The following is a 22,880-nucleotide window of genomic DNA, read 5'->3' on the forward strand; positions in this document are numbered from 1 at the left end:
CGCCGCATGACCGACCCCCTGCCTCTCCCGATCCGCAAGCGCCTGCTGTGGCGCGAGACCGTCGTCGCCGACGCCCATGGCGAGCCCTGCGCGCCGATCACCCGGGTCGCCTCGCTCGCCGTCGTGGCGAATCCCTTCGCCGGGCGGTTCGAGGCGGACCTCTCGGCGCTGTTCGAACTCGCCCGCCGCCTGGGGCCCGAGATGGCGCAGGAGGCGGTGGCGGCGCTGGCCGGGCCGCCGGTCAGCTACGGCAAGGCGGCGCTGGTGGGCGTGGCGGGCGACATGGAGCATGGCGGCGCGCTGATCCACCCGCGGCTCGGCGCCGCGATGCGGGCGGCGGCGGGGGGCGGCGCGGCGCTGATCCCCTCGAACGCCAAGATCGGGGCGGCGGGGGCCACGCTGGACATCCCGCTGGGCCACAAGGACGAGGCCTGGTCCTTCGCCCATTTCGACACGTTGACCGTCAGCGTCGCCGACGCGCCGCTGCCGGGCGAGATCCTGTTCGCCGTCGCCTTCGCCGACGGCGGCCGGCCGCACCCGCGCGTCGGGACCGGGCCGATGACCGACTGACCCCGCGCAGGCCGGGCCCGCGGCCGGCGAGGGGGCGCGAGGTCCCCGGTCCGTCGGTCCGCGCCCAGCCTCGCGCGCGGGGGCCACGCGATGCCGGCGCGGCCGCGTCGTCGCGCGCAGGCGGGCAGGGGGCCGCCAAGCGGATTGACGCTCCGCGCCGCTTCGCCTATCCCCTCGCGCGACCGGGCGGTTAGCTCAGCTGGCAGAGCGCCTCGTTTACACCGAGGATGTCGGCGGTTCGATCCCGTCACCGCCCACCATCCGCCGATGCCCCCGCTGGGGCTCCGGTCAATCAAGGACACTCCACCTAGCGGCCGCCTTGTGGCGGGCCACGAAATGCTGTATTTCGTGAGTCCCGTGCATGAGGGACGGGCGCAGGCCTGCGCCCCTCCGGCCGTCGCAGGATCGACCACGGGAACCCGCTTACATGGCGCGCTTCATCTTCATCACCGGCGGCGTGGTTTCGTCGCTCGGCAAGGGCCTCGCTTCCGCCGCGCTGGGGGCGCTGCTGCAGGCCCGCGGCTACTCGGTGCGGCTGCGCAAGCTCGACCCCTATCTCAACGTCGACCCGGGCACGATGTCCCCGTTCGAGCATGGCGAGGTCTTCGTCACCGACGACGGGGCCGAGACCGACCTCGACCTGGGCCATTACGAGCGCTTCACCGGAGTCGCGGCGCGCAAGACCGATTCCATCTCCTCGGGGCGCATCTACCAGAACGTCCTCGACAAGGAGCGGCGCGGCGACTACCTGGGCAAGACCATCCAGGTCATTCCCCACGTCACCAACGAGATCAAGGACTTCATCCGCATCGGCGAGGATGAGGTCGACTTCATGCTGTGCGAGATCGGCGGCACCGTCGGCGACATCGAGGGCCTGCCCTTCTTCGAGGCGATCCGCCAGTTCTCCCAGGAGAAGCCGGCGGGCGACTGCATCTTCATCCACCTCACCCTGCTGCCCTGGATCGCGGCGGCGGGCGAGCTGAAGACCAAGCCGACCCAGCACTCGGTCAAGGAGCTGCGCTCGATCGGCCTCGCCCCCGACGTGCTGGTCTGCCGCGCCCAGACGCCGATTCCGCCGAAGGAGCGGGAGAAGCTCGCGCTGTTCTGCAACGTGCGGCCGGAGCGGGTGATCGCGGCCCTCGACCTGAAGTCGATCTACGAGGCGCCGCTGGTCTATCACGAGGAGGGGCTGGACCAGGCGGTGCTGGACGCCTTCCGCATCTCCCCCGCCCCGCGCCCCGACCTGCGCAAGTGGCACGACGTGGCCGACGCGGTGCACAACCCCGACGGCGAGGTCCGCATCGCCATCGTGGGCAAGTACACGCAGCTCGAGGACGCCTACAAGTCGATCAACGAGGCGCTGACCCACGGCGGCATCGCCAACCGGGTGAAGGTCCGCGTCGAGTGGATCGACGCCGAGGTGTTCGAGGCCGACGACGCGCCGGCCAAGCTCGAGGGCTTCCACGGCATCCTCGTCCCCGGCGGCTTCGGCGAGCGGGGCACGGAGGGCAAGATCAACGCCGCCCGCTTCGCGCGCGAGCGCAAGGTGCCCTATCTGGGCATCTGCCTCGGGATGCAGATGGCGGTGATCGAGGCGGCGCGGAACCTGCTGGGGATCGAGAACGCCGGCTCCCAGGAGTTCGACCACGAGGCGAAGGACGGGAACGCCCGCTTCGAGCCGGTGATCTTCCACATGTCCGAGTGGGTCGAGGGCAACGAGACCATCAAGCGCGAGGTCGGCGACGACAAGGGCGGCACCATGCGGCTCGGCGCCTACGACGCGGTGCTGACGCCGGGCAGCCGGGTCGCCGAGATCTACGAGGGCACGGACATCGCCGAGCGCCATCGCCACCGCTACGAGGTCGACATCAAGTACCGCGAGCGGCTGGAGGCCTGCGGGGTACGCTTCTCGGGCCTCTCGCCCGACGGCCGTCTGCCGGAGATCATGGAGCTGCCCGACCACCCCTGGTTCGTCGGCGTGCAGTTCCACCCCGAGCTGAAGTCGAAGCCCTTCGACCCCCACCCCCTGTTCCGCAGCTTCGTCGAGGCCGCCGTCCGCCAGTCCCGCCTGGTCTGACGGCGCCCCAGGGCGCGCCCGCACCAAGGCCCGCCCCGAAGCCCGAGAGCCCGACACGAAAAAGGCCCCGCGGCGAACCGCGGGGCCTTCTGCATTCCGGGGCGCCGGCGCGTCGCGCCAGGGCGTCACATCTGCAGGAGCATGTCCTTCGCCTTGGCGGCTTCCTTGTTCTCGGGGTCCATCTCCAGGCCCATCTCGAGCTGTTCGCGCGCCTCCTCCCTCCGCCCGCGGGCGAGGAGGATGTAGCCGTAGTGGTAGCGGATCTCGCCGACGTCGGGCAGGGCCACGACCGCCTTCTCCATCAGCTTCTCCGCCTCGCCCAGCGAGCCGACCTTGTAGAGCACGTAGCCCAGCGTGTGGGTCACGGCGGGGTTCTCGGGCTGGAGCTGGGCCGCGCGCCGGGCGTAGGTCAGCGCCTCCTGGTCGCGGCCGAGACGCGAGAGCACCAGGGCGAGGTTGTTCATCGCCGCCCAGTTGTCGGGCTGCCGCTCGGCCACCTGGCGGTAGAACTGGGCGGCGGGACCGTCCATGCCGGCGCGGTCCAGCAGGGTCGCGTAGATGAAGCGGTCCGGCACGCTGTTGGGCTGCAGGCGCAGCAGCCGCTCGCCCAGGCGCACCGCCTCGTCGTCATGGCCCAGATCGCGCGAGGCGATGGCGGCCAGCCGCAGAAGCACCGGCTCCTCGGGGTGGATCTCCAGCCCCTCGCTCGCGACGGCGAGCGTGCCCTCCACGTCGCCGCGCTCGCGCTCGTACATGGCCAGTCGCACGAAGCCGCCGGCGTCCTGGGGGAACTCCTGCGTGGCGCGCTCGAGGATCTCGCGCTCGCGCTCGGGGTCCCCGGCGGCGCCGTAGGCCGCGGCGAGCCCGGCGAGCCGGCGCGGGTCGGCGCCGTCGCGCTCCATGCCCGCCTCCAGCACCTCGGCGGCGGCGGCGGCCTCGCCCTGCTCGATCAGGACGGCGGCGTAGCGCTGCTCGATCCCGCCGGGCTGGTCGGTCATCTCCATCGCCTCGAGGAAGGTGGCCTTGGCGGCGTCGACCTCGCCCATGGCGAGCTGCGTCTCGGCGATCTGCACCCGGGGCACGGGGGAGGTCGGCAGCCGCCGGGCGAGCTCCTCGAACAGCTCCATGGCCTGGCGGTAGTTGCCCGCCGCGCGCAGCGCCATGCCCAGGCCGAGCTGGTTGGCGGCGTTCTCCGGGTCGACGTCCATGGCGAAGCGGAACTGGCGCACGGCCGCGTCGGCGCGGCCCTGGCCCAGCATCGCGTCGCCCAGCACCCGCTGCACGGCGCTGTCCACCGTGCGGTCGCGCTGCCAGGGCGACAGCACCGCCAGCGCGCGGTCGTAGTCGCGCCGGGCGTTGTAGAGGTTGGCGAGGTTCAGCCGCACGCCCGGGGGGCCGCTCTCCTCCGAGGCGGAGACATAGGCCTCGTACTGGGCGATGGCGTCGTCGTAGCGGCCCAGGATCTCGTAGACCCGGCCCAGGCGCTCGCGCGCGGCCATCATTTCGGGGTCGAGGGCGACGGCGGTCTCCAGCGCCTCGCGCGCCTCCTCGATCCGCTCGAGGCCCATCAGCAGCACGGCGCGGTTGATGTGCGGGGCGGGCTGGTTGGGATCGAGGCGCACCGCCATGTCGAGGGCGTCCATCGCCTCCTGCACGCGGCCCTGCTTGGCGAGAACGGCGCCCAGCACCTCATGCCCCTTCGGCGAGGAGGGGTCGAAGCGCAGGTAGTTGCGCGCGATCTTCTCCGCCTCCTCGTACTCGCCCTTGGCGAACAGCATCACGGCCTGGTTCAGCGCCTGTTCGGTCTGCTGCTGCTCCAGGAACGGGTCCATGGAGGCGGCGCGCGCCGGCGCTCCCGGTCCCGTCGCTGCGGCGAGCGCCGCGAGGATGGCGACGGCCGGCAGACGGCTGGCGATGCGCTTCATGAAGTCACCCAATCCCAAATTCAGGTCGCGGCCGCCGCTCCCCACGCACGGCCTGACCGCATGGATACACCCCGCGGCGGCGATGCATCAAGCCGCGGGCGCTCGCGAGGCCGCGAGAGCGGGGCGCGCCGGGCGCGCACGCGAAGGGGGCGGACGCCGACGCGCCCGCCCCCTCAGGTCCCGGCGTCGCGGGGCTCAGCGCTGCTCGGCGCGGCGCTTGACCAGGCCCTTGGCGATGGTGGTCTGCTGGATCTGGCTGGTGCCCTCGTAGATGCGGAGCAGACGCACGTCGCGGTAGAGCCGCTCGATCGCGTATTCGGCCATGTAGCCGGCGCCGCCGAAGATCTGCACGCAGCGGTCGGCTATGCGGCCGGCGGCTTCGGTGGTGAAATACTTGGCGCAGGCGGCCTCCATCGGCGCGGCGCCCTTCTCGTCGTAGAGCTTGGCGGCCATGTGGGCGAGCGAGCGCATGGCGTAGATCTCGGTCTGGCAGTCGGCCAGCATCGCCTGCACCAGCTGATGCTCGGCGATCGGCTTCTCCATGGTCTTGCGGTCCATGGCGTAGTCGGTCGCCTCGTTGAGCATCCGCTGCGAGGTGCCGGTGGCCATCGCCGAGATGTGCACCCGGCCGCGGTCGAGCACCTTCATCGCGGTGACGAAGCCCTTGCCCTCGTTCTCCGGCCCGCCGACGATGCTGGCGGCCGGCACGCGCACGTTCTCGAAGATCACGTCGGCGGTCTTGGCGCCGCGCTGGCCCATCTTCTTGTCGGGCTTGGCCACCGTGATGCCGGGCGTGTCGGCGGGCACGATGAAGGCCGAGATGCCGCGCGCGCCCGAAATCTCGGGGTTGGACCGCGCCATCAGCGTGAACACCGACGCATAGGGCGCGTTGGTGATGTAGCGCTTGGTGCCGTTGATGATGAAGTCGTCGCCCTCGCGCCGGGCCGAGGTCTTGATGCGGCTGGCGTCGGAGCCGTAGTCCGGCTCGGTCAGCGCGAAGGCCGAGATCGCCTCGCCGGTGGCGAGCTTGGGCAGCCACTCGCGCTTCTGCGCCTCGGTGCCGTCCATGACGATGCCCTGCGAGCCGATGCCCACGGTGGTGCCGATCAGGGAGCGGAAGACGAGGGAGGCGTTGCACAGCGCCTCGATCAGGCGGGCCTCCTGCATCGTCGACAGGCCCAGTCCGCCGTACTCCTCGCCGATGGAGATGCCGAACAGGCCCATGGCCTTCATCTCCGCCACGATGTCGGCGGGGATCTCGTCGTTCTCCTCGACGGTGGGCTCGGCGGGGATCAGGCGTTCGCGCACGAAGCGCTCGACCGTCTCGAGAAGGGCTTCGAAGATGTCGTCGTCGACGCCGGCGTTGGCCATGGTCAGCTCCTGTCGGGGATCTTGGGGCGCGTTGCGATGCGCCGGCGCGGGGCCGGCGCATGGGATCGCGTCCGGGGTCGGCCCGCCCCGGGTGAGGCGGGTCCGGAAGCGCAGGCCCGCCCCGGCTGGGCGGGCCGGGGCCGGGATCAGATGGGATCCCAGGTGAAGATGTCGCCCGAGCGGTCGAGATCGAAGAAGCTGCCCTTCAGGGCGGGCAGGGCGGTCTCGATCACGCTCTCGGGGGTCCAGCCCTCGGCGGTGTGGACCGAGCGGATCGGGCGCGGCTGGGACATCAGGAAGATCTCGTTGGCGCGCACGGCGAAGATCTGGCCGTTGGCGTCCGAGCCCTTGTCCGACAGCAGCGCCACGGCCAGCGGCGCGATCTTGGCCGTGGTCATCCGCTTCATCTTCTCGACCCGGGCGGCCTGCTCGGGCGTGTCCACGGGGATCGAGGCGATCATGCGCGACCAGGCGAAGGGCGCGATGCAGTTCGAGCGCACGTTGAACCGCTGCATGTCGAGCGCGATCGACTTCGACAGCGCGGCGATCCCCAGCTTCGCGGCCGAGTAGTTGGCCTGCCCGAAGTTGCCGATCAGCCCGGAGGTCGAGGTCATGTGCACGAAGGCGCCCGACTCCTGCTCCTTGAAGAAGGTCCCGGCGGCCTTGGACATGTAGTAGGCGCCGTAGAGGTGCACCTTGATGACCGCGTCCCACTCGGGCTCGGACATCTTGTGGAAGATGCGGTCGCGCAGGATGCCGGCGTTGTTGATCACGCCGTCGACGCGCCCGTAGGTGTCCACGGCCTGCTGGATGATCGCGTTCGCGGTCGCGGGCTCGGCCACCGAGTCGGTGTTGGGAACCGCCTCGCCGCCGGCGGCCTTGATCTCTTCGGCCACCTGCTTGGCGGGGCCCGTGTCGCCGCCCTCGCCCGAGACGGAGGCGCCGATGTCGTTGACGACCACCTTGGCGCCGGCCTTGGCGCAGGCCAGCGCCATGTCGCGACCGATGCCGCCGCCCGCGCCGGTGACGACGACGACCTTGCCGTCCAGAAGTCCGCTCATGGAGTTCTCCTTAGGTCCTGATGGATCAGGCGTTCCGACGCGAGACGTCGGAGCCGTAGTCGGATCCGCCGGCGACGGTGGTGCCGCCGTCGACGGGAATGATCGCGCTGGTGACGTATTTCGTGAGGTCGGTCGAGAGCACCATCGCCATGTTGGCGCAGTCCTCGAGCCCGCCCATCACCCGCAGGGGCGTCTTCTCGATCAGCTGCTTGCGCGCCGCGTCGGTGTTGAACAGCCGGTCGACGCCCTCGGTCCCCGCGATGGGGCCGGGCACGATGCCGTTGACGCGGATGCCCACGGGCCCCCACTCGAGCGCCAGCACGCGGATCAGCTGGTCGATGCCCGCCTTCGCCGCGCAGGCGTGCGCCTGGTACATCGTGGCGCGCGTGGACTGGGGCGCCGAGATCACGATCATCGAGCCGCCGGGCTTGGCGGTATACCGATAGCCCAGCCGCAGCACGTTGAAGGTGCCGTTGAGGTCGATGCCGATGACGGTGGCGAAGGCGTTGGGCGACATCTCGGCGGCCGGCGCCAGGAAGTTGCCCGCGGCGCCCGAGACCAGCACGTCGGTCTCGCCATGCGCCTCGTGGAAGGCCTTGAGGGCCGCCTCGACCGTCTCGGGCTTGCGCACGTCGCCGGCCATGCCGAAGGCGGGGGCGTCGCCGAGCGCCTTCAGCCGCTCGACCGCCGCGTCCACCTTCTCCTGGCTGCGCGAGAACACGCCGACCGTGGCGCCGTTGACGGCGAAAGCCTCGGCGATGCCCTGGTTGATGCCGCTGGTGCCGCCGGCCACGAATACCTTCCGGCCGGTAAAATCAAAGCGCGGGTCGCGGGTTATGGTCATACGGGTCCTCCCCTCGGGGGCGGGCGGCTGCATGGCCGCTCCGTCTGTCGGTTGGGCGCACTATCGCCGGGCGGGCGACGGGGTGCAATGGCGATGCGTTCCGCTAGGCGACGCGCTGAGACCGCAAATTGTCGCGCGGGACGGGCCGCGATCCTGCGGCCGCGCCCGGCCGCCCGGATCGTCGGGACGGACGAGGCCCGCAGAACGCGAAAGCGCCCGGCGGTGTCCCGCCGGGCGCCTGTCTCGCCTGGGCCCGCGATCAGGCCAGGGTGGTGACGAACTTCTGCACCAGATAGGGCTCGACCGCCTCGGAGCCGCCCTCGGAGCCGTAGCCGGAGTCCTTGATGCCGCCGAAGGGCACCTCGGGCAGGGCCAGGCCGATGTGGTTGATCGAGGTCATGCCCGCCTCGACCTGCATCCCCAGCTTCTGCGCGGTCTGCGACGAGCCGGTGTAGGCGTAGGACGCCAGGCCGTAGGGCAGGCGGTTCGCCTCCTCCACCACCTCGTCGAAGTCCTTGAAGCGGTTGATCACGGCGACGGGGCCGAAGGGCTCCTCGTTCATGATCTTCGAATCGAGCGGCGCGCCGGCGATCACGGTGGGCTTGTAGAAGTTGCCCACGTTGCCGATCCGCTCGCCGCCGGTGGTGATCTCGGCGCCGCGCTCGCGGGCGTCGTTCACCATCGCCTCGATGGTCGGGATGCGCCGCTCGTTGGCGAGCGGGCCCATCTGGGTCTCCTTCTCCAGCCCGTTGCCCACCACCATCGCGCCGTAGGCCGAGGTGAAGTCGGCGACGAACTTGTCGTAGACCTTCTCCTGCACCAGGAAGCGGGTCGGCGAGATGCAGACCTGCCCCGCGTTGCGGGTCTTGAAGGCGACGAGCTGCTTGGTGGCGGTCGCGATGTCGGCGTCGTCGAAGACGATCGCCGGCGCGTGGCCGCCCAGCTCCATCGTGGCGCGCTTCATGTGCTGGCCGGCGAGGCCCGCCAGCATCTTGCCCACGGGGGTGGAGCCGGTGAAGGTCACCTTCCGGATCACGGGGTGCGGGATCAGGTACTCGGAGATCTCCGAGGGCACGCCGTAGACGAGGTTGATCACGCCTGCGGGGATGCCCGCATCCTGGAAGGCCTTGATCAGGGCTGCGGGGGAGGCCGGGGTCTCCTCCGGCGCCTTGACGATGATCGAGCAGCCGGTGGCCAGAGCGGCCGAGAGCTTGCGCACCACCTGGTTGATCGGGAAGTTCCAGGGCGTGAAGGCGGCGACGGGGCCGACGGGCAGCTTCATCGCCATCTGGGTGACGCCGGGGGCGCGGGCGGGAATGATCAGCCCGTAGGTGCGGCGGGCTTCCTCGGCGAACCAGTCGATGACGTCGGCGCCGGCCATGACCTCGCCCTTGGCCTCAGCCAGCGGTTTGCCCTGCTCGCGCGTCATCATCCAGGCGATGTCGTCGGCGCGGGCGCGCAGGTTGTCGGCGGCCTTGCGCATCATCTTCGCGCGGTCGTAGGCCGAGATGCCCGACCAGGTGGCGAAGCCGAGCTTGGCGGCCTTCAGCGCCGCGTCGAGGTCGGCGCGGGTCGCATGGGCGACGCGGCCGATCACCTCGTCGGTGGCGGGATCGAGCACGTCGATCCACTTGCCCTCGACGCCGCCGCGCCATTCGCCGTCGATCAGAAGCTGGGTCTCAGGGTAATTCATCGGGGATCCTCCCGGTTTCGGAGATCAGGTCCGGCTGGCCGCGTCTCGTGGCGCGCTCGCTGGTCCTGGAAGTAGGCGCCCGTTTCGCGTGAACAACGCCCGCAGCGGGCGTCGTCGGGGCGGGGAATGTCCGGCATGCGCTGGTAGGCCCGGCAGGATTCGAACCTGCAACCAAACCGTTATGAGCGGTCTGCTCTGACCGTTGAGCTACGGGCCCCCGCGGCGCGGCGTCCCTTCGATAGCCGCCGCTCCGCACGGGCGCAATGGATGGCATACGGGCCGCCGGAGGATCCGGCGGCCCGCTTCGGAACTCGTCTCAGGCGCAGGCCGCCACGGCCCGCTTGGTCATCACCTTGATCAGGTGCGCCCGGTACTCGGGCGTCGCGTGGATGTCGCCCATCAGGCCGTCGGCCGAGACCGTCAGCCCCTCGACCGCCTCGGGGGAGAAGTTCGAGGCGAGCGCCGCCTCGGCCTCCTCCCAGTGGAAGACGCCGTTCTCGCCGGCGCCGGTCACCGCCACGCCCACCTTGTCGGCGAACTTCGCGACGAACACGCCCACCAGCGGGAAGCGCGAGGCCGGCTGCTCGAACTTCTGGTAGTTCGAGGCCTGGGGGATCGGATAGCGGATCTCGGTGACGATCTCGCCCTCTTCGAGCGCCGTCGTGAACAGGCCCTGGAAGTAGTCGTCGGCCGCGATCTCGCGCGTGCCGTCCTTGCCGGCGACGACGATGGTCGCCCCGCAGGCCAGCGCCGCCGAGGGGTAGCAGGCCGCCGGGTCGTTGTTGGCGATCGAGCCGCCCATGGTGCCGCGGTGGCGCACGGCCGGGTCGCCGATCTTGCCCGCGAGGCCGGCGAGGCCCGGGAAGTCGGTCTGGGCCGCCACGGCGCCGTGGGTGGTGGCGCCCTTCACGCTCAGCACGCCGCCGGAGGCGGAGATGCCCACCAGCTCGGCGATGCCCGCAAGGCTGACCAGCGAGCCGGGCATGGCCAGGCGCTGCTTCAGCGTCGGGATCAGGGTCTGGCCGCCGCCCAGCGGCTGCGCCTCGTCGGCCTGCAGGGCCTCGATGGCTTCGGCCAGCGACTTGGGTTTGACGAGATCGAAGGCGTACATGCGCGCGTCCCCCTTACTCGGCCGCGACCTGCTCGCCGCGCATCGTGGCGGCGGCGGCGAGGATCGACTTGACGATGTTGTGGTAGCCCGTGCAGCGGCACAGGTTGCCTTCCAGATACTCCCGCACCTCCTTCTCGGAGGGGTTGGGGTTGTTCTTGAGAAGGTCGGCCGCGGTCATCACCATGCCCGGGGTGCAGAAGCCGCACTGCAGGCCGTGGTTGTCCTGGAAGGCCTGCTGGATCACGCCCAGCGAGCCGTCGGGATTGGCCATCCCCTCGATCGTGGTCACCTGCGCGCCCTCGGCCTCGGCCGCGAACATGGTGCAGGCCTTCACGCTCTGCCCGTCCACGTGCACGATGCAGGCCCCGCACTGGGAGGTGTCGCAGCCCACGTGGGTCCCGGTCAGCCCGAGCTCTTCGCGCAGGAAGCTGACCAGGAGGGTGCGTCCCTCCGCCTCGCCGGAAACGGATTTGCCGTTCACCGTCATCGAAATCGTCGGCATCGCCGCGTTCTCCCCGTCTTGCTGGCGTTTCGCTCGCTCGTGTTCGCCGCCGGATCGCCCGGCCGACCGGCGTTCAGCCGATCAGCTTCTTGAGCCAGCCGCGTTTCTCCTCGGCCGGCGCCTCGAGCATGTCCTCAGGCCCGGCCTCGTCCTTGTCGCCGCCTTCGACCACCTTCTGGAAGTTGCCGAAGAACTTGTCGGCCATCTGCTTGGCGAAGCCGTCGATGATGCGGGAGCCGAGCTGCGCGAGCTTGCCCCCCACCTTCGCCTCGACGTCGTAGTCGAGCTGCGTCTCGGTTTCGCTCAGTGCGGTCAGCTTCACCGCCGCGGCGCCCTTGGCGAAGCCGGCGGCGCCGCCCTTGCCCTCGCCCACGATCCGGTAGCTCTCGCCCTCGACGACGTCCTCCAGCGTGACCTCGCCTTTGAAGGTGGCCTTCACCGGCCCGACCTTCTGGACGACGGTCGCCGTGAAGCCTTCCTCGGGGGAGCCGGTCAGCTCCTGGCAGCCGGGAATGCAGGCGCCCAGAACGTCCGGGTCGTTCAGCGCCAGCCAGACGGCGGCGCGGGGCGCGGCGATGACGCGAGACCCCTTGAGTTCCACATCGCTCTCCTTGTTCGGTTCGGACGGTCGCCGTGGAGACGATCCCGCCCGGGCGACACAGATAAGACCCTCGACCGGCTTCGGCGCAACCCCCTAGGGGGCAGGAGGCTCCGCAAAACGAAGCGCCCGCCCCGACGCGCGGGGCGGGCGTATCGCAGGGCGGTCCCGGGATGCGGCGCGGGCTCAGCCGCGCCGGCGCCCGCGGGCGGTCAGCGCCAGCCCGGCCAGCCCGGCGCCCAGCAGGGGCAGGGCCGCGGGCAGGGGAATCGGGGTCGCGCCGGTGATCGCCACCTCGACGAAGTCGGCCGCCTTGGCCGTGTCGTAGGAGGCCACCACGTAGTAGGTCGTCATCGCCGGGATGATCAGCGTCACCGCGGGGGAGGTCTGCTGCGGGGCCATGACGTTGCCGGCCGAGCCGGAGGTCGGCAGCAGCACCCAGCGCAGCGTGCTGGCCGCGTAGGTGTCGGCGTTGCCGGCGTACATGAAGAAGTTCAGGAACTCGGGGTTCCCGCCGCCGGCGTTCTGGGCGTAGCCCGTGACGCTGATCGCGTAGGGCGAGGCGGTGTCGTTCACCAGGTCCCAGGTGATCACCGCGCCGTCGTTGCAGGTCGCCGCGCAGACGTCGACCCAGCGGTCCTCGAAATAGACGACGCCCCCCTCCTCGTAGCCCGGGCCGCTGTTCACGCCGTCCGGGATCAGGATCGTGTAGTCGCTGATGGACACCGCGCCGGCCGCGAGCGGGAACAGCCCCAGCAGCGCGACGATTCCCATCAAGATAGATCGCATGTTCATGGACCCCCACGTCTCATGTGCCGCGTCGTTTCGGTCTCGTCTGCGGGCGCCTGGCCGGCCTTCGGCCGGGCGCCCCGTCCCTGGACGCGGGGCCGCGGGGGCGCGCCCCCGCGGCCCCGCGTCGATCACATCAGCATATGCGCGTCGCAGTCCTCGAGCTGGAAGCCGGCGATGAAGATCTGGCCGTTCGAGACGTAGCCGCTCTCCTCGCTGCCGGAGACCGGCTGGAAGATCATGCCGACCGTCTGGCCGAGGTCCGCGTCGGGGACGAAGCCCTCGCCCTCGGCCTGGGCGGCGGCCACGATCGCCGCGGCCCCCGCGCTGAGCTGGATGCCCGGCGTGAAGATCAGCGTATCGATGCCGCCGCGGTCGTCCACGAGCTGCCAGATCGCGCTCTGGATGTCGTTGTAGCTGTAGGTCCCCTCGTAGCCCTGGTTCAGGATCCAGTTCACGAGGTCGAGGTTCTCGGGGTTGTCGACGAAGGAGCCGCCGTCGAACGAGGTCGTGGGCAGGCCGTCGGCGTCGAGGCTCGAGTAGACCAGCACGTCGGTCGGCGCTGTGTTCAGCGGCCGGTCGCGGTCGATGCAGTAGATCTGCGTGTAGCCGCCGCCGAGGCCGGCGAGATCGCCCGCGAAGTCGAACGCGCCGGTGATGCCGCCGCCGCCGGGCAGGCCCAGCAGGTCGACGAAGGCCGAAGCCGGGTCGTCGTTGCCGATCGTCTCGACGAGGTTCAGCGCGCCGCCGATGGTCACCGACACCTCGGCGAAGCCGGGGGCGCCGTCCGAATCGAACACCGCGTATTCGAAGGTGTCGACCGCGTGCTCGCCGATCAGCAGGTCGTCCCAGACGCCGGCGGAGTCGTAGACCAGCTCGCCGTCGACGAGCGTCACCCGCGCGCCGCTGTCGAGGGTGATCCACTCGCCCGGGGCGAGGTCGGCGAAATACTGGGCGCCGGTGGCGGTGAACACCGCGGCGATGGTCAGGCCCCAGTTCTCCTCCGCGCCGAAGTCGGTCTCGCCGGGGTCGAGGTCGTTGGCCAGCAGGTCGATCGTCACCTGGTCGCCGGCGCAGACCGCGGCCGCGTCGTCGGCCGGCTCGGGCGGGGCGGCGTTGTTGAAGCCGCCGCAGTCGAGCGCGCCGGTCTCGCCGGTGATCTTGAGCGAGTCCTCGCGGCGGCCGCCCTCCTCGCCGACCGAAGTCAGGCGCGCGGCGACGCCCTGGTCGGCCAGGTCGTCGAGCGTCAGCGCGCCGTCGAGGTTGACCAGGTAGAACGTGGTCGAGCGCACGTCGTCCGCGCCGACGCCGGAGCTGCCGAACTCGACGCCCACGTCGTAGGCGGCGCCGGTTCCCTTGACGTTGACGCCGTTGCCGAGGTCGTTGACCGACTCGTGGCCGAACTTCGACTCGGTCACGTCGTCGCCGTAGATCGCGAGGTCGCCCTCGACCCCGTCGTCGACGTTGAAGAACAGGCCGCGCAGGTCGCCGATGCGGGCCGCGTCGTCGGCCACGACCACGTCGAAGCGCAGGGCGTCGTTCTCGAGCTGGGTGACGGTGACCACCACCTTCACGCCGTCGAGCTCGAGGGTGAAGCTGCACTGCGCCACCTCGGCGCCGGGCTCGAATTCGGGCGTCTCGTCGGGGCCGCAGCCGCCCTTGCCGCCCCAGCCGTGATCGTCCTTGCCGCCCCAGGAGGCGCCGCCCTTGGAGCCGCCGTAGCCGCCCTTGGCGCCGCAGGACTCCCAGGACGAGCCGCCCTTGGACCCGCCCCAGCCGGAGCCGCCTTTCGAGCCGCCCCAGCCGCAATCGTCCTTGTCGCCCCAGGAGGAGGAAGAGCCCCAGGAGGAGCCGCCCTTGGATCCGCCGTGGTCCTTCGACCCGCCCCAGCCCCCGGACGATCCCCCCGAAGAACCCCAGCCCCCCGAGGATCCCCCGTGGCCGCCCGACGACCCGCCGTAGCCGCCCTTGGACCCCCAGGCGTCATGGCCGGAGCCGCCATGGCCCTTCGAATAGCCCGAGAAGGACCCCGAGCCGGAGCCATAGTTCAAATAGCCGTACGTCACAGCAGATCCCCGTGATCGCTATGCCGCGCCGCATCCGTTCCCGAGAAGGCAAGCGCGCGCATGTCCCCAGCGCCATCGGGACCCCCCCGACGGTGCGAACTCGACTCACAGACGCTGACGCTTGGAAATTCGCGAGTGGCGACGCTTCAGATCCGACCTGCCCCCGATCGAACCGAGCGTCGTCGCGATACTCGACCACACGACTTGTACGAGTCTTCATATCCGCGATTAACAGAAAGTGAAATGCCCTGAAATCGCTCTCATTCGAAAAACACGATGAATGGCGGGGGATCGCGGGCCGGCTTCGGCCGGAAGCGCATTGATTTCATCGCGTTGTCCCCGTCGCAGCCGCCCCGTGCGCCGCGCGGAGCCGCGCCCGGGATCGGCGGGCGCGGCGGCGTCCGGCGCCGGTTCAGGGCGAAACGGGGCCGAAATGGGGCCTGCGGAGCGACTCGCCGGCTCCCGCCCGCTCGCGCGAATGCGAAGGCGCGTCACGAAGAATGCGCTTGCCGCGGCGCCGCATAGCGCGCTTGATTCCGCGCGACGCCCGCCGGAATCGCCGGCGCGGCGCCTGTCGTCTTTCCGGACCCGGTGAATGGCCTCGATCGCAAAGCAGCTCCTCGTTCTCGCCGTGCTCGCCGGCGGCGCCGGCTGGTTCATCCACCAGCAATCGGAGCAGCCCGCGGCCGAGCAGGCCCAGCGCGCCCGCCCCGCGCCCGGGGTGGTGGTGGCGCAGGCGACCGCCGGCGAGGTGGAGCGCGTGGTCTCGGCCGTGGGCACCGGGCGGGCGCTGCGCTCGGTCGAGCTGCGCTTCGCCGTCGGCGGCCGGGTGACCGCGATCCAGTTCCGCGACGGCGACCCGGTGGAGGCGGAGGAGCCGCTCGCCACCCTCGACGACGGGTCCGAGCGCGCGGCGCTGGCCGTCGCCCAGGCCGAGCTCGCCGAGGCCGAGGCCGCCTTCGACCGCGCCGCGGCGCTGCAGGAGCAGGGGCGCACCACCGCCTCGGTCTACGACAGCGCCAAGGCCGCGATGCTGCGCGCCGAGGCCCGCCTCGACGCCGCGCGCACCGACCTCGGCCACATGATCCTGCGCGCCCCGTTCAGCGGCGTGATCGGCTTCTCCGAGCTCGACGAGGGCGCGGTGGTCTCGACCTCGACCCCCGTCGCGATGCTGGAGGACATCTCCCAACTCGATCTCGAGTTCATGGTGCCCGAGCGCTTCTTCGGCGACGTCGAGATCGGCGCGCCGGTGCGCGCGCGCACCAGCATCTTCCCGGACGAGACCTTCGAGGGCGTGGTCGAGGCGATCGACCGGCGGGTGGACGAGGTCTCGCGCTCCTTCCTGGTGCGGGCGCGCTTCGCCAACCCCGGCCTGCGCCTGCCCGCGGGCGTGTTCATGCAGGTCGACCTGGTGATGGGCTCCCGCCCCGGGGTGATCGCGCCGGAAGAGGCGCTGGTGACCGAGGCGGGCGACGTCCACCTCTACGTCGTCACCCCCGAGGACACCGTGCAGCGCCGCGCCGTGACCGTCGGCGGCCGCCGCGCCGGCGAGGCCGAGATCCTCGAGGGCCTGAGCGCGGGCGAGCGGGTGGTGGTGCGCGGCGTGCAGAAGGTGCGCGACGGCGGCCCGGTGCGGGTGCTGGGCGAGGAGCCGCGCACCGACGCCGGCGAGTCCGCCCCCGAGGCGCGCGCCGCCGCCCCCGCCTCCGCCGGTTGAGGAGCCCGCCCATGTCGCTCCCCGGCTTCTTCATCCGCCGCCCGGTCTTCGCGGCGGTGCTGTCGATGCTGATCGTGGTGATCGGCCTCGTCTCGCTCACCCGCCTGCCGGTGCGCGAGCTGCCCGACGTGGACGCGGCCACCGTCACCATCCAGACCTCCTGGCGCGGGGCCGCGCCCTCGGTCGTCGACACGCAGATCACCGAGGTGATCGAGAGCGCGGTGGCCGGCGTCGCCGGCGTCGACCGGATCGAGAGCTCGTCCGAGCGGGGCGACAGCCGCATCGTCGTCACCTTCCTCACCTCGCGCGACGTGGACGAGGCCGCCAACGACGTGCGCGGCGCGGTGGGCCGCGTGATCTCCCGCCTGCCGGAGGAGGCGGAGGAGCCGCGGATCTACAAGAACGACTCCGACGCCGACCCGGTGCTGCGCCTGTCCATCGTCTCGGACCGGCACACGCCCCCGCAGATCACCGACTATGCCGAGCGCTACATCATCGACCGGCTGGCGACGCTGGAGGGGGTCAGCTCGGTCACCATCTGGGGCAACCGGCGCTACGCGATGCGCATCGGGCTCGACCCCTCGGCGATGGCCGCCCGCCGGCTGACCGCCACCGAGATCGGCGAGGCCCTGCGCACCAACAACGTGGAACTCCCCGCGGGCGAGGTCGTCTCGCTGTGGCGCCAGTTCCAGGTGCGCGCCGCCACCCGGCTGGAGACGCCCGACGAATTCCGCGAGCTGGTCGTGGCCATGGTCGACGGCACGCCCGTGCGCCTCGGCGAGGTCGCGACCGTCTTCGTCGGCGCCGAGAACGACGAGACGCTGGTCCGCTCCGAGGGCCGCAACGCCATCGGCCTGGGCGTCGCGCGCCAGAGCCAGGCGAACACCATCGCCATCTCCCAGGCGGTGCGCGCGGAGCTGGAGCACATCCAGGCCACCCTGCCGCCGGGGATGGAGATCTTCGTCAGTTCCGACGACGCCGTCTTCATCCAGTCCTCGATCGAGGAGGTGCTGACCACGCTCGCCATCGCGGTGGGGCTGGTGGTGCTGGTGATCTTCCTCTTCCTCGGCAGCCCCCGCGCCACCCTGGCGCCGGCGGTGGTGATCCCGGTGGCGCTGATCGGGGCGGTGGCCGGCATCTACGCCTTCGGCTTCTCGATCAACATCCTCACGCTTTTCGCGCTGATCCTGGCCATCGGCATCGTGGTCGACGACGCCATCGTGGTGCTGGAGAACATCCAGCGCCGGGTGGAGCGGGGCGAGCCCCCCGCGGCGGCCGCCATGCGCGGCGCCAACCAGGTGGTCTTCGCGGTCATCGCCACCTCGGTCACGCTGATCTCGGTGTTCATCCCGATCTCCTTCCTCGAGGGCCAGGTGGGGCGCCTGTTCACAGAGTTCGGGATCGTCATGGCCGTCGCCGTGGCCTTCTCGACCGTCGTCGCCCTGACCCTGACCCCGGTGCTCTGCCACAAGGTGCTGCGCCAGGGCTCGGGCGGGGCGCTGGAGCGCGGCGTGAACTGGCTGCTGACCCGGACCGAGACGCTCTACCGCGCCGTGCTGCGGACGGTGATGGGCTTCCCGTTGGTGGTGGTGGCGCTGGCGCTCGCCATCGCCGCCTCGGCCGCGTGGCTGAATGGGCAGGTGGCGCAGGAGCTCTCGCCGCGCGAGGACCGCGGGGTGTTCTTCGTCTCGGTCACCGCGCCCCAGGGCTCTACGGTCGCCTACACCGACCGCGAGGTGCGCGAGGTCGAAGAGCGCCTCCGGCCCCTGCTGGAGAGCGGCGAGGCGACGCGCATCTTCTCCATCGTCGGCTTCCGCGGCGAGACCCACCGCGCCTTCGTGGTGGTGCGCCTGTCGGACTGGAGCAGCGGGCGGCGGTCGAGCCAGGAGATCGTCAACGGGCTTGTGCCGCAGATGGTCTCGATCCCCGGCGCGCGCGCCTTCCCGATCCAGCCCTCGGGGCTGGGCCTGCGCGGCTCCAGCTCGCCCCTGCAGGTGAAGGTGCTGGGGCCGGACTTCCTCTCGGTGCAGGAATGGAGCGCCACGCTGCTCGAGGCGATGGGCGCGATCGAGGGGCTCGAGAACCTCGACACCGACTTCGAGGAGACGCAGCCCGAGCTGCGCATCGAGGTGGACCGGGCGCTGGCCGACGATCTGGGCATCTCCATCGAGGACATCGGCGCCACGCTGCAGACCTTCTTCGCCGGCCGCGAGGTCACCGGCTGGATCGAGCGGGGCCGCGAATACCCCGTGATCCTGCAGGCGCGCGAGGATGTGCGCAGGACGGCCGAGGACCTGGGTTCGATGTACGTCCGCTCCGGCTCCACCGGGGCGCTGGTGCCGATCTCGGCGCTGGTGCGCTCGTCCGAGGGCGCGGCCACGCCGGAGCTGTCGCGCTTCAACCGGCTGCCGTCCATCGAGATCTCGGCCTCGCTCGCCGACGGCATGGACCTCGGCGCCGCCATCGCCGAGGTCGAGCGCCTGGCCTCCGAGGTGCTCCCCCCCGAGGCGCAGATCGCCTTCGACGGCCAGAGCCGGGAGTTCCAGGAGACCTCGGGCGGGGCGGTGTGGACCTTCGTCTTCGCGGTGCTGGTGGTCTACCTGGTGCTGGCCGCCCAGTTCGAGAGCTTCGTGGACCCGCTGGTGATCCTGATGACGGTGCCGCTGGGCCTGTCGGGGGCGCTGGCGACGCTGTGGCTGACCGACCAGTCGCTGAACATCTACACGCAGGTGGGACTGGTGTTGCTGGTCGGCTTGATGGCCAAGAACGGCATCCTGATCGTGGAGTTCGCCAACCAGCTGCGCGACGAGGGCGCCTCGGTGCGCGAGGCGGCGCTGGAGGGGGCGGTGGCGCGCCTGCGCCCGGTGATGATGACGGTGATCTCGACGCTGCTGGGCGCGCTGCCGCTGGTGGTCTCCACCGGCGCGGGCGCCGAGGCGCGCGAGGCGATCGGCTGGGTGATCATCGGCGGCTTCGGGGCGGCCTCGGCGCTGACCCTGTTCCTGACGCCGGTGCTCTACGACCTGATGGTCCGCTTCACCCGGCCGCGCACCGCCGTGGCGCAGGAGCTCGACCGCGCGCTGGCCGAGGAGGTGCGCACTCCGGCCGAGTAGGGCCGGGGCCGGGTCGCCGGCCGTCGACCCGGCCTCTCGCGCAGGGAGGCGAATCCGCGCAAGCTCCCCCGAAACCGGGAGGAGCTCATGTCCGTCGTCATCTTCAAGGACGGTCCCGCGACCGTCGTCGCCATCAACCGGGCGGAGCGGCGCAACGCCGTCGACAGCGCCGCCGCGCTCGCCCTGCACCGCGCCTTCGCCGAGTTCGAGGCGGACGCCTCCGCCTCGGTCGCGATCCTGACCGGCGAGGGCGGGTTCTTCTGCGCCGGCGCCGACCTCAAGGCCATGGCCGCGGGCGACCGGCGCCGGATGCCCGTGGACGGGCCGGGGCCGATGGGGCCCACGCGGATGCGGCTGACCAAGCCGGTGATCGCCGCGATCGAGGGGCCGGCGGTGGCGGGGGGGCTGGAGCTGGCCCTGTGGTGCGACCTGCGGGTGATGGCCTCGGACGCGGTGCTGGGCGTCTACTGCCGCCGCTTCGGCGTGCCGCTGGTCGACGGCGGAACCTTCCGCCTGCCGCGGCTGATCGGGCACTCCCGGGCCATGGACCTGATCCTGACCGGCCGGCCCGTGCATGCCGAGGAGGCGGTCTCCATCGGCCTCGCCAACCGGGTCTGCGCCCCGGGCGAGGCGCTGCCGACGGCGCTGGCCCTCGCCCACGAGATCGCGGCCTTCCCGCAGGTCTGCCTGCGCGGCGACCGGCAGGCGGCGATGGAGCAATGGGGCCTCGACGAGGCCGGGGCCCTGGCGCGCGAGTTCGAGATCGGCATGAAGACGGTGGCGAGCGGCGAGAGCTTCTCCGGCGCCGGCCGCTTCAGCGAGGGCGAAGGGCGCCACGGGAAGTTCTAGGCTGGCGCGGGCTGCGGGAGGTGCAGGCGCCTCCTCCGAGCGGTCTGCAGGCGCCCTGCGGGCGGGCTTGGCTGGGGCGCACAGCTGCGGAGGGCGGTGAGGGGGCTTCGGGCGTGGGAGCCTCCGGCGGGCTCCTGACTCACCCAAGAACAAGCCCCGCGCCTGTTCTCCGGCGCCGTCTCTCGCTGATGGATGCCTGAGCGACTCGCCCCGGCCGGTCAAGGACAAGCCCCGCTTCGCGGGGTCGCTGCGCGATCCTTGACCGGCCGGGACGAGTCGCTCTTTCCGGCATCCGCGAGAGACGGCTCCGGAGAACAGGCGCTTTGCGAGGCATGGCCGGCGGCGCGGCCCGGGGCGGGCGTCGCGTCTCAGAACGGGCAGGGCGCCTCGAGCGTCAGGGGGGCGCCGCCGACGGGGTGGCGCAGCTCCAGCCGGCGGGCGTGGAGCATCAGGCGGGGCGCGGCGGCGTAGGCGGCCTCGTCGGCGTAGAGCGCGTCGCCGAGGATCGGGTGGCCGAGCGCCAGAAGATGCGCGCGGAGCTGGTGGCTGCGCCCGGTCAGCGGGCGCAGGGCGAGCCGGGTCGCGCCGCGCGGCGGGGCCTGCGGGTCGCGGGCCAGCGTCTCCCAGTCGGTGACGGCGCGGCGGCCGGCGGGGTCGGGGCGCTGTCGGGGGCGCTGCGGCCAGTCGGCGGCGAGCGCCAGGTCGACGGTCCCCGCCTCCGCCTCGGGCAGGCCCGCCACCACCGCCTCGTAGAGCTTCGCGGCGTGGCGACGCTCGAACTGCAGGCCCAGGTGGCGCTGGGCCTCGGGCGTGCGCGCCAGCACCAGCACGCCGGAGGTGTCCATGTCCAGCCGGTGCACGATGCGGGCGCCGGGGAAGGCGGCCTCGGCCCGCGCCGCCACGCAGTCGGCGAGGCCGGGGTCGCGCCCCGGCACCGTCAGCAGGCCCGAGGGCTTGTCCACGGCCAGGAGGTGCGCGTCCACGTGGATCACCGGCAGGCCCGGCGGCGGCGCATAGGCGAGCGGGCGCAGCGGCGGCAGCACGAAACCCGTCATGCGCCGCCCGCGGCCGCCCGGGATGGGCGATGCAAGGGGGCGGGCAGGGCGCGGGGGAGAGGACCGGGCGTCATGGCCCTCTCTCCGCTCCGCCGGGGCGGGCCGTCAAGGGCCGAGACCGCGCTGCGCCCGCCTGCGCCCGCGCGTCGGACCCGCCGCGCGCGCCCCCGCCCCGCCCCCGCGCACAGGCCCGACGGCTCTCGCCCTCGCGCGGCCGCGGGCGGGCCCGGCCCGCCGCAGGCGCAGGCTGCGCGCGGACCGTGCGGCGACGGCCGCGGGCGACGCCCGCCCCGGGCGCCGCGCCCGCCCTGCGCCGCGGGCGGGGCCTCGCCCCGCGCGCGCGGCCCGACGCGGCGCCTCGGCGCCCGTCCCGCCACGTCGCCGATCCCCCGCCCGGACGCATGCCTTGATCCGCGCCTTCCCCGTCGCCATTATCCGGCCGACCAGAACATACGCGCGGGTATGCCGCGCGAGGCCCAGGGAGCCCCTCATGTCCATGCAGCGCATCGCCCTCGCCAGTCGCCCAAAGGGCTGGCCCACCGCCGACAACTTCCGGCTGGAGCAGGGCGAGATCCCCTCGCCCGGGCCCGGCCGGTTCGTCGCGCGCACCATCTGGCTGTCGCTCGATCCCTACATGCGCGGGCGGATGGACGACGGCCCCTCCTACGCCAAGCCGGTCGAGATCGGCGGCACCATGGAGGGGGGCACCGTCTCGGAGGTGGTCGAGTCGAACCACCCCGACTACAAGCCCGGCGACATCGTGGTGGGCCGGATGGGCTGGGCCACGCATGGCGTCTCGGATGGGGAGGGGATGCGCAAGGTCGATCCCTCGATCGCGCCGATCTCCACCGCGCTGGGCGTGCTGGGAATGCCGGGGCAGACCGCCTATGTCGGGCTGAACCGGATCCTGGAGGGCAAGAGCGGCGAGACGATCTGCGTCTCGGCGGCCTCGGGCGCGGTGGGCGCGGTCGTCACGCAGCTCGCCAAGATCAAGGGCATGACCGTGGTCGGCGTCGCCGGAGGGGCCGACAAGTGCGCCTATGTGGTCGAGGAGCTGGGCGCCGACGCCTGCATCGACCACCGCTCGGTCGAGGACGGCAAGCAGATGGCCGAGAAGATGGCGCAGGCCGCGCCCGGCGGCTTCGACTGCTATTTCGAGAACGTCGCCGGCAAGACCCTGCTGGGCGTGCTGCCCAACATGAAGCCGTTCGGGCGGATCGCGATCTGCGGGATGATCTCGCTCTATTCCGGCAACACCATGGGCGACCAGAACCAGCTGCCCCTGCTGTGGCGCACGCTGCTGGTCAAGAAGCTGCGCGCGCAGGGCTTCATCGTCTCGGACCACATGGACCTGATGAAGCCGTTCCTGGCCGAGGTCGGGCCGCTGGTGAAGTCCGGCCGGGTGAAGTTCCGCGAGACGGTCACCGACGGGCTCGAGAACGCCCCCGAGGCCTTCCTGGGCCTGCTGCGCGGCGAGAACTTCGGCAAGCAGCTGGTGCGCGTGGGCGCGGACCCGTCGTGAGGCGGCCGCAGAGGGGG

The 22,880-nt window shown here is 71.8% G+C and carries 17 protein-coding genes and 2 tRNA genes; 7 read left to right on the forward strand and 12 right to left on the reverse strand.

The features are described from left to right. Window positions 1-6 precede the first annotated feature (6 nt). The 3 genes from BM064_RS07925 to BM064_RS07935 all read left to right on the forward strand — a co-directional run bounded on the left by BM064_RS07925 (window position 7) and on the right by BM064_RS07935 (window position 2,647). Complete coding sequence (locus tag BM064_RS07925; protein WP_092859200.1) at window positions 7-570, forward strand: amino acid synthesis family protein; 564 nt, start codon at window positions 7-9, stop codon at window positions 568-570. A gap of 184 nt (window positions 571-754) precedes the next feature. Further along, window positions 755-830 (forward strand) — tRNA-Val (locus BM064_RS07930). Between the two features lie 167 nt (window positions 831-997). After that, a complete protein-coding gene (locus tag BM064_RS07935) occupies window positions 998-2,647 on the forward strand; it encodes a CTP synthase (protein WP_092859201.1) in 1,650 nt (549 codons plus the stop codon). Window positions 2,648-2,772: 125 nt separating this feature from the next. Here BM064_RS07935 and BM064_RS07940 read toward each other — a convergent pair whose 3' ends face one another. From BM064_RS07940 to BM064_RS07990, 11 genes are all read right to left on the reverse strand, one after another. Then, window positions 2,773-4,572 carry a tetratricopeptide repeat protein gene (locus BM064_RS07940; protein ID WP_092859202.1) on the reverse strand — a complete coding sequence of 600 codons (1,800 nt, stop codon included), beginning with the start codon at window positions 4,570-4,572 and terminating at the stop codon, window positions 2,773-2,775. A gap of 195 nt (window positions 4,573-4,767) precedes the next feature. Next, entirely contained in the window at window positions 4,768-5,943 is a 1,176-nt protein-coding gene (locus tag BM064_RS07945; protein ID WP_092859203.1) for an acyl-CoA dehydrogenase family protein, read from the reverse strand. Between the two features lie 146 nt (window positions 5,944-6,089). Further along, the gene (locus tag BM064_RS07950) at window positions 6,090-7,004 is read right to left on the reverse strand and encodes an SDR family NAD(P)-dependent oxidoreductase (protein ID WP_092859204.1); all 915 of its coding nucleotides are present in this window, start codon (window positions 7,002-7,004) and stop codon (window positions 6,090-6,092) included. Between the two features lie 25 nt (window positions 7,005-7,029). Further along, on the reverse strand, window positions 7,030-7,848 hold the full coding sequence (locus tag BM064_RS07955) for an SDR family oxidoreductase (RefSeq protein WP_092859205.1): 819 nt from the start codon (window positions 7,846-7,848) through the stop codon (window positions 7,030-7,032). A 259-nt stretch (window positions 7,849-8,107) separates the two neighbouring features. Then, complete coding sequence (locus BM064_RS07960; RefSeq protein WP_092859206.1) at window positions 8,108-9,541, reverse strand: NAD-dependent succinate-semialdehyde dehydrogenase; 1,434 nt, start codon at window positions 9,539-9,541, stop codon at window positions 8,108-8,110. Between the two features lie 141 nt (window positions 9,542-9,682). Beyond that, window positions 9,683-9,758 (reverse strand) — tRNA-Ile (locus BM064_RS07965). 99 nt (window positions 9,759-9,857) lie between these two features. Further along, window positions 9,858-10,652: an FAD binding domain-containing protein gene (locus BM064_RS07970; RefSeq protein ID WP_092859207.1), complete on the reverse strand. Its 795-nt coding sequence runs from the start codon at window positions 10,650-10,652 to the stop codon at window positions 9,858-9,860. A 13-nt stretch (window positions 10,653-10,665) separates the two neighbouring features. Then, window positions 10,666-11,154: a (2Fe-2S)-binding protein gene (locus BM064_RS07975; protein WP_092859208.1), complete on the reverse strand. Its 489-nt coding sequence runs from the start codon at window positions 11,152-11,154 to the stop codon at window positions 10,666-10,668. A 73-nt stretch (window positions 11,155-11,227) separates the two neighbouring features. Further along, window positions 11,228-11,755 (reverse strand): SRPBCC family protein, encoded by a 528-nt coding sequence (locus tag BM064_RS07980; RefSeq protein ID WP_092859209.1) that lies wholly within the window; start codon window positions 11,753-11,755, stop codon window positions 11,228-11,230. Between the two features lie 183 nt (window positions 11,756-11,938). Further along, window positions 11,939-12,547, reverse strand: coding sequence for a hypothetical protein (locus tag BM064_RS27390; RefSeq protein WP_177236181.1), 609 nt, complete (start codon window positions 12,545-12,547; stop codon window positions 11,939-11,941). Window positions 12,548-12,672: 125 nt separating this feature from the next. Then, the gene (locus tag BM064_RS07990) at window positions 12,673-14,607 is read right to left on the reverse strand and encodes a thioester domain-containing protein (protein ID WP_092859211.1); all 1,935 of its coding nucleotides are present in this window, start codon (window positions 14,605-14,607) and stop codon (window positions 12,673-12,675) included. Between the two features lie 595 nt (window positions 14,608-15,202). Between BM064_RS07990 and BM064_RS07995 the strand changes: the two genes are divergently transcribed. From BM064_RS07995 to BM064_RS08005, 3 genes are all read left to right on the forward strand, one after another. Next, window positions 15,203-16,324, forward strand: coding sequence for an efflux RND transporter periplasmic adaptor subunit (locus tag BM064_RS07995; RefSeq protein ID WP_092859212.1), 1,122 nt, complete (start codon window positions 15,203-15,205; stop codon window positions 16,322-16,324). Window positions 16,325-16,335: 11 nt separating this feature from the next. After that, a complete protein-coding gene (locus BM064_RS08000; RefSeq protein WP_092859213.1) occupies window positions 16,336-19,437 on the forward strand; it encodes an efflux RND transporter permease subunit in 3,102 nt (1,033 codons plus the stop codon). A gap of 87 nt (window positions 19,438-19,524) precedes the next feature. Continuing rightward, entirely contained in the window at window positions 19,525-20,286 is a 762-nt protein-coding gene (locus tag BM064_RS08005) for a crotonase/enoyl-CoA hydratase family protein (protein WP_092859214.1), read from the forward strand. Window positions 20,287-20,654: 368 nt separating this feature from the next. On the opposite strand, the gene BM064_RS08010 is transcribed toward BM064_RS08005, so the two are convergent. Further along, window positions 20,655-21,341 carry an RluA family pseudouridine synthase gene (locus tag BM064_RS08010; RefSeq protein ID WP_092859215.1) on the reverse strand — a complete coding sequence of 229 codons (687 nt, stop codon included), beginning with the start codon at window positions 21,339-21,341 and terminating at the stop codon, window positions 20,655-20,657. Between the two features lie 490 nt (window positions 21,342-21,831). Here BM064_RS08010 and BM064_RS08015 point away from each other — a divergent pair, with 490 nt between their 5' ends. After that, window positions 21,832-22,863 (forward strand): NADP-dependent oxidoreductase, encoded by a 1,032-nt coding sequence (locus BM064_RS08015; RefSeq protein ID WP_092859216.1) that lies wholly within the window; start codon window positions 21,832-21,834, stop codon window positions 22,861-22,863. Window positions 22,864-22,880 lie beyond the last annotated feature (17 nt).

It is taken from the genome of Albimonas pacifica (assembly GCF_900113695.1).
GTDB lineage: Bacteria > Pseudomonadota > Alphaproteobacteria > Rhodobacterales > Rhodobacteraceae > Albimonas > Albimonas pacifica.

Coding starts and splice junctions, on each gene's coding strand:
- BM064_RS08015 (WP_092859216.1), top strand. CDS start 21,832: ATGTCCATGCAGCGCATCGCCCTCGCCAGTCGCCCAAAGGGCTGGCCC.
- BM064_RS08005 (WP_092859214.1), top strand. CDS start 19,525: ATGTCCGTCGTCATCTTCAAGGACGGTCCCGCGACCGTCGTCGCCATC.
- BM064_RS07935 (WP_092859201.1), top strand. CDS start 998: ATGGCGCGCTTCATCTTCATCACCGGCGGCGTGGTTTCGTCGCTCGGC.
- BM064_RS07955 (WP_092859205.1), bottom strand. CDS start 7,848: ATGACCATAACCCGCGACCCGCGCTTTGATTTTACCGGCCGGAAGGTA.
- BM064_RS07995 (WP_092859212.1), top strand. CDS start 15,203: ATGGCCTCGATCGCAAAGCAGCTCCTCGTTCTCGCCGTGCTCGCCGGC.
- BM064_RS07945 (WP_092859203.1), bottom strand. CDS start 5,943: ATGGCCAACGCCGGCGTCGACGACGACATCTTCGAAGCCCTTCTCGAG.
- BM064_RS07940 (WP_092859202.1), bottom strand. CDS start 4,572: ATGAAGCGCATCGCCAGCCGTCTGCCGGCCGTCGCCATCCTCGCGGCG.
- BM064_RS07925 (WP_092859200.1), top strand. CDS start 7: ATGACCGACCCCCTGCCTCTCCCGATCCGCAAGCGCCTGCTGTGGCGC.
- BM064_RS08000 (WP_092859213.1), top strand. CDS start 16,336: ATGTCGCTCCCCGGCTTCTTCATCCGCCGCCCGGTCTTCGCGGCGGTG.
- BM064_RS27390 (WP_177236181.1), bottom strand. CDS start 12,547: ATGAACATGCGATCTATCTTGATGGGAATCGTCGCGCTGCTGGGGCTG.
- BM064_RS07960 (WP_092859206.1), bottom strand. CDS start 9,541: ATGAATTACCCTGAGACCCAGCTTCTGATCGACGGCGAATGGCGCGGC.
- BM064_RS07975 (WP_092859208.1), bottom strand. CDS start 11,154: ATGCCGACGATTTCGATGACGGTGAACGGCAAATCCGTTTCCGGCGAG.
- BM064_RS08010 (WP_092859215.1), bottom strand. CDS start 21,341: ATGACGGGTTTCGTGCTGCCGCCGCTGCGCCCGCTCGCCTATGCGCCG.
- BM064_RS07970 (WP_092859207.1), bottom strand. CDS start 10,652: ATGTACGCCTTCGATCTCGTCAAACCCAAGTCGCTGGCCGAAGCCATC.
- BM064_RS07950 (WP_092859204.1), bottom strand. CDS start 7,004: ATGAGCGGACTTCTGGACGGCAAGGTCGTCGTCGTCACCGGCGCGGGC.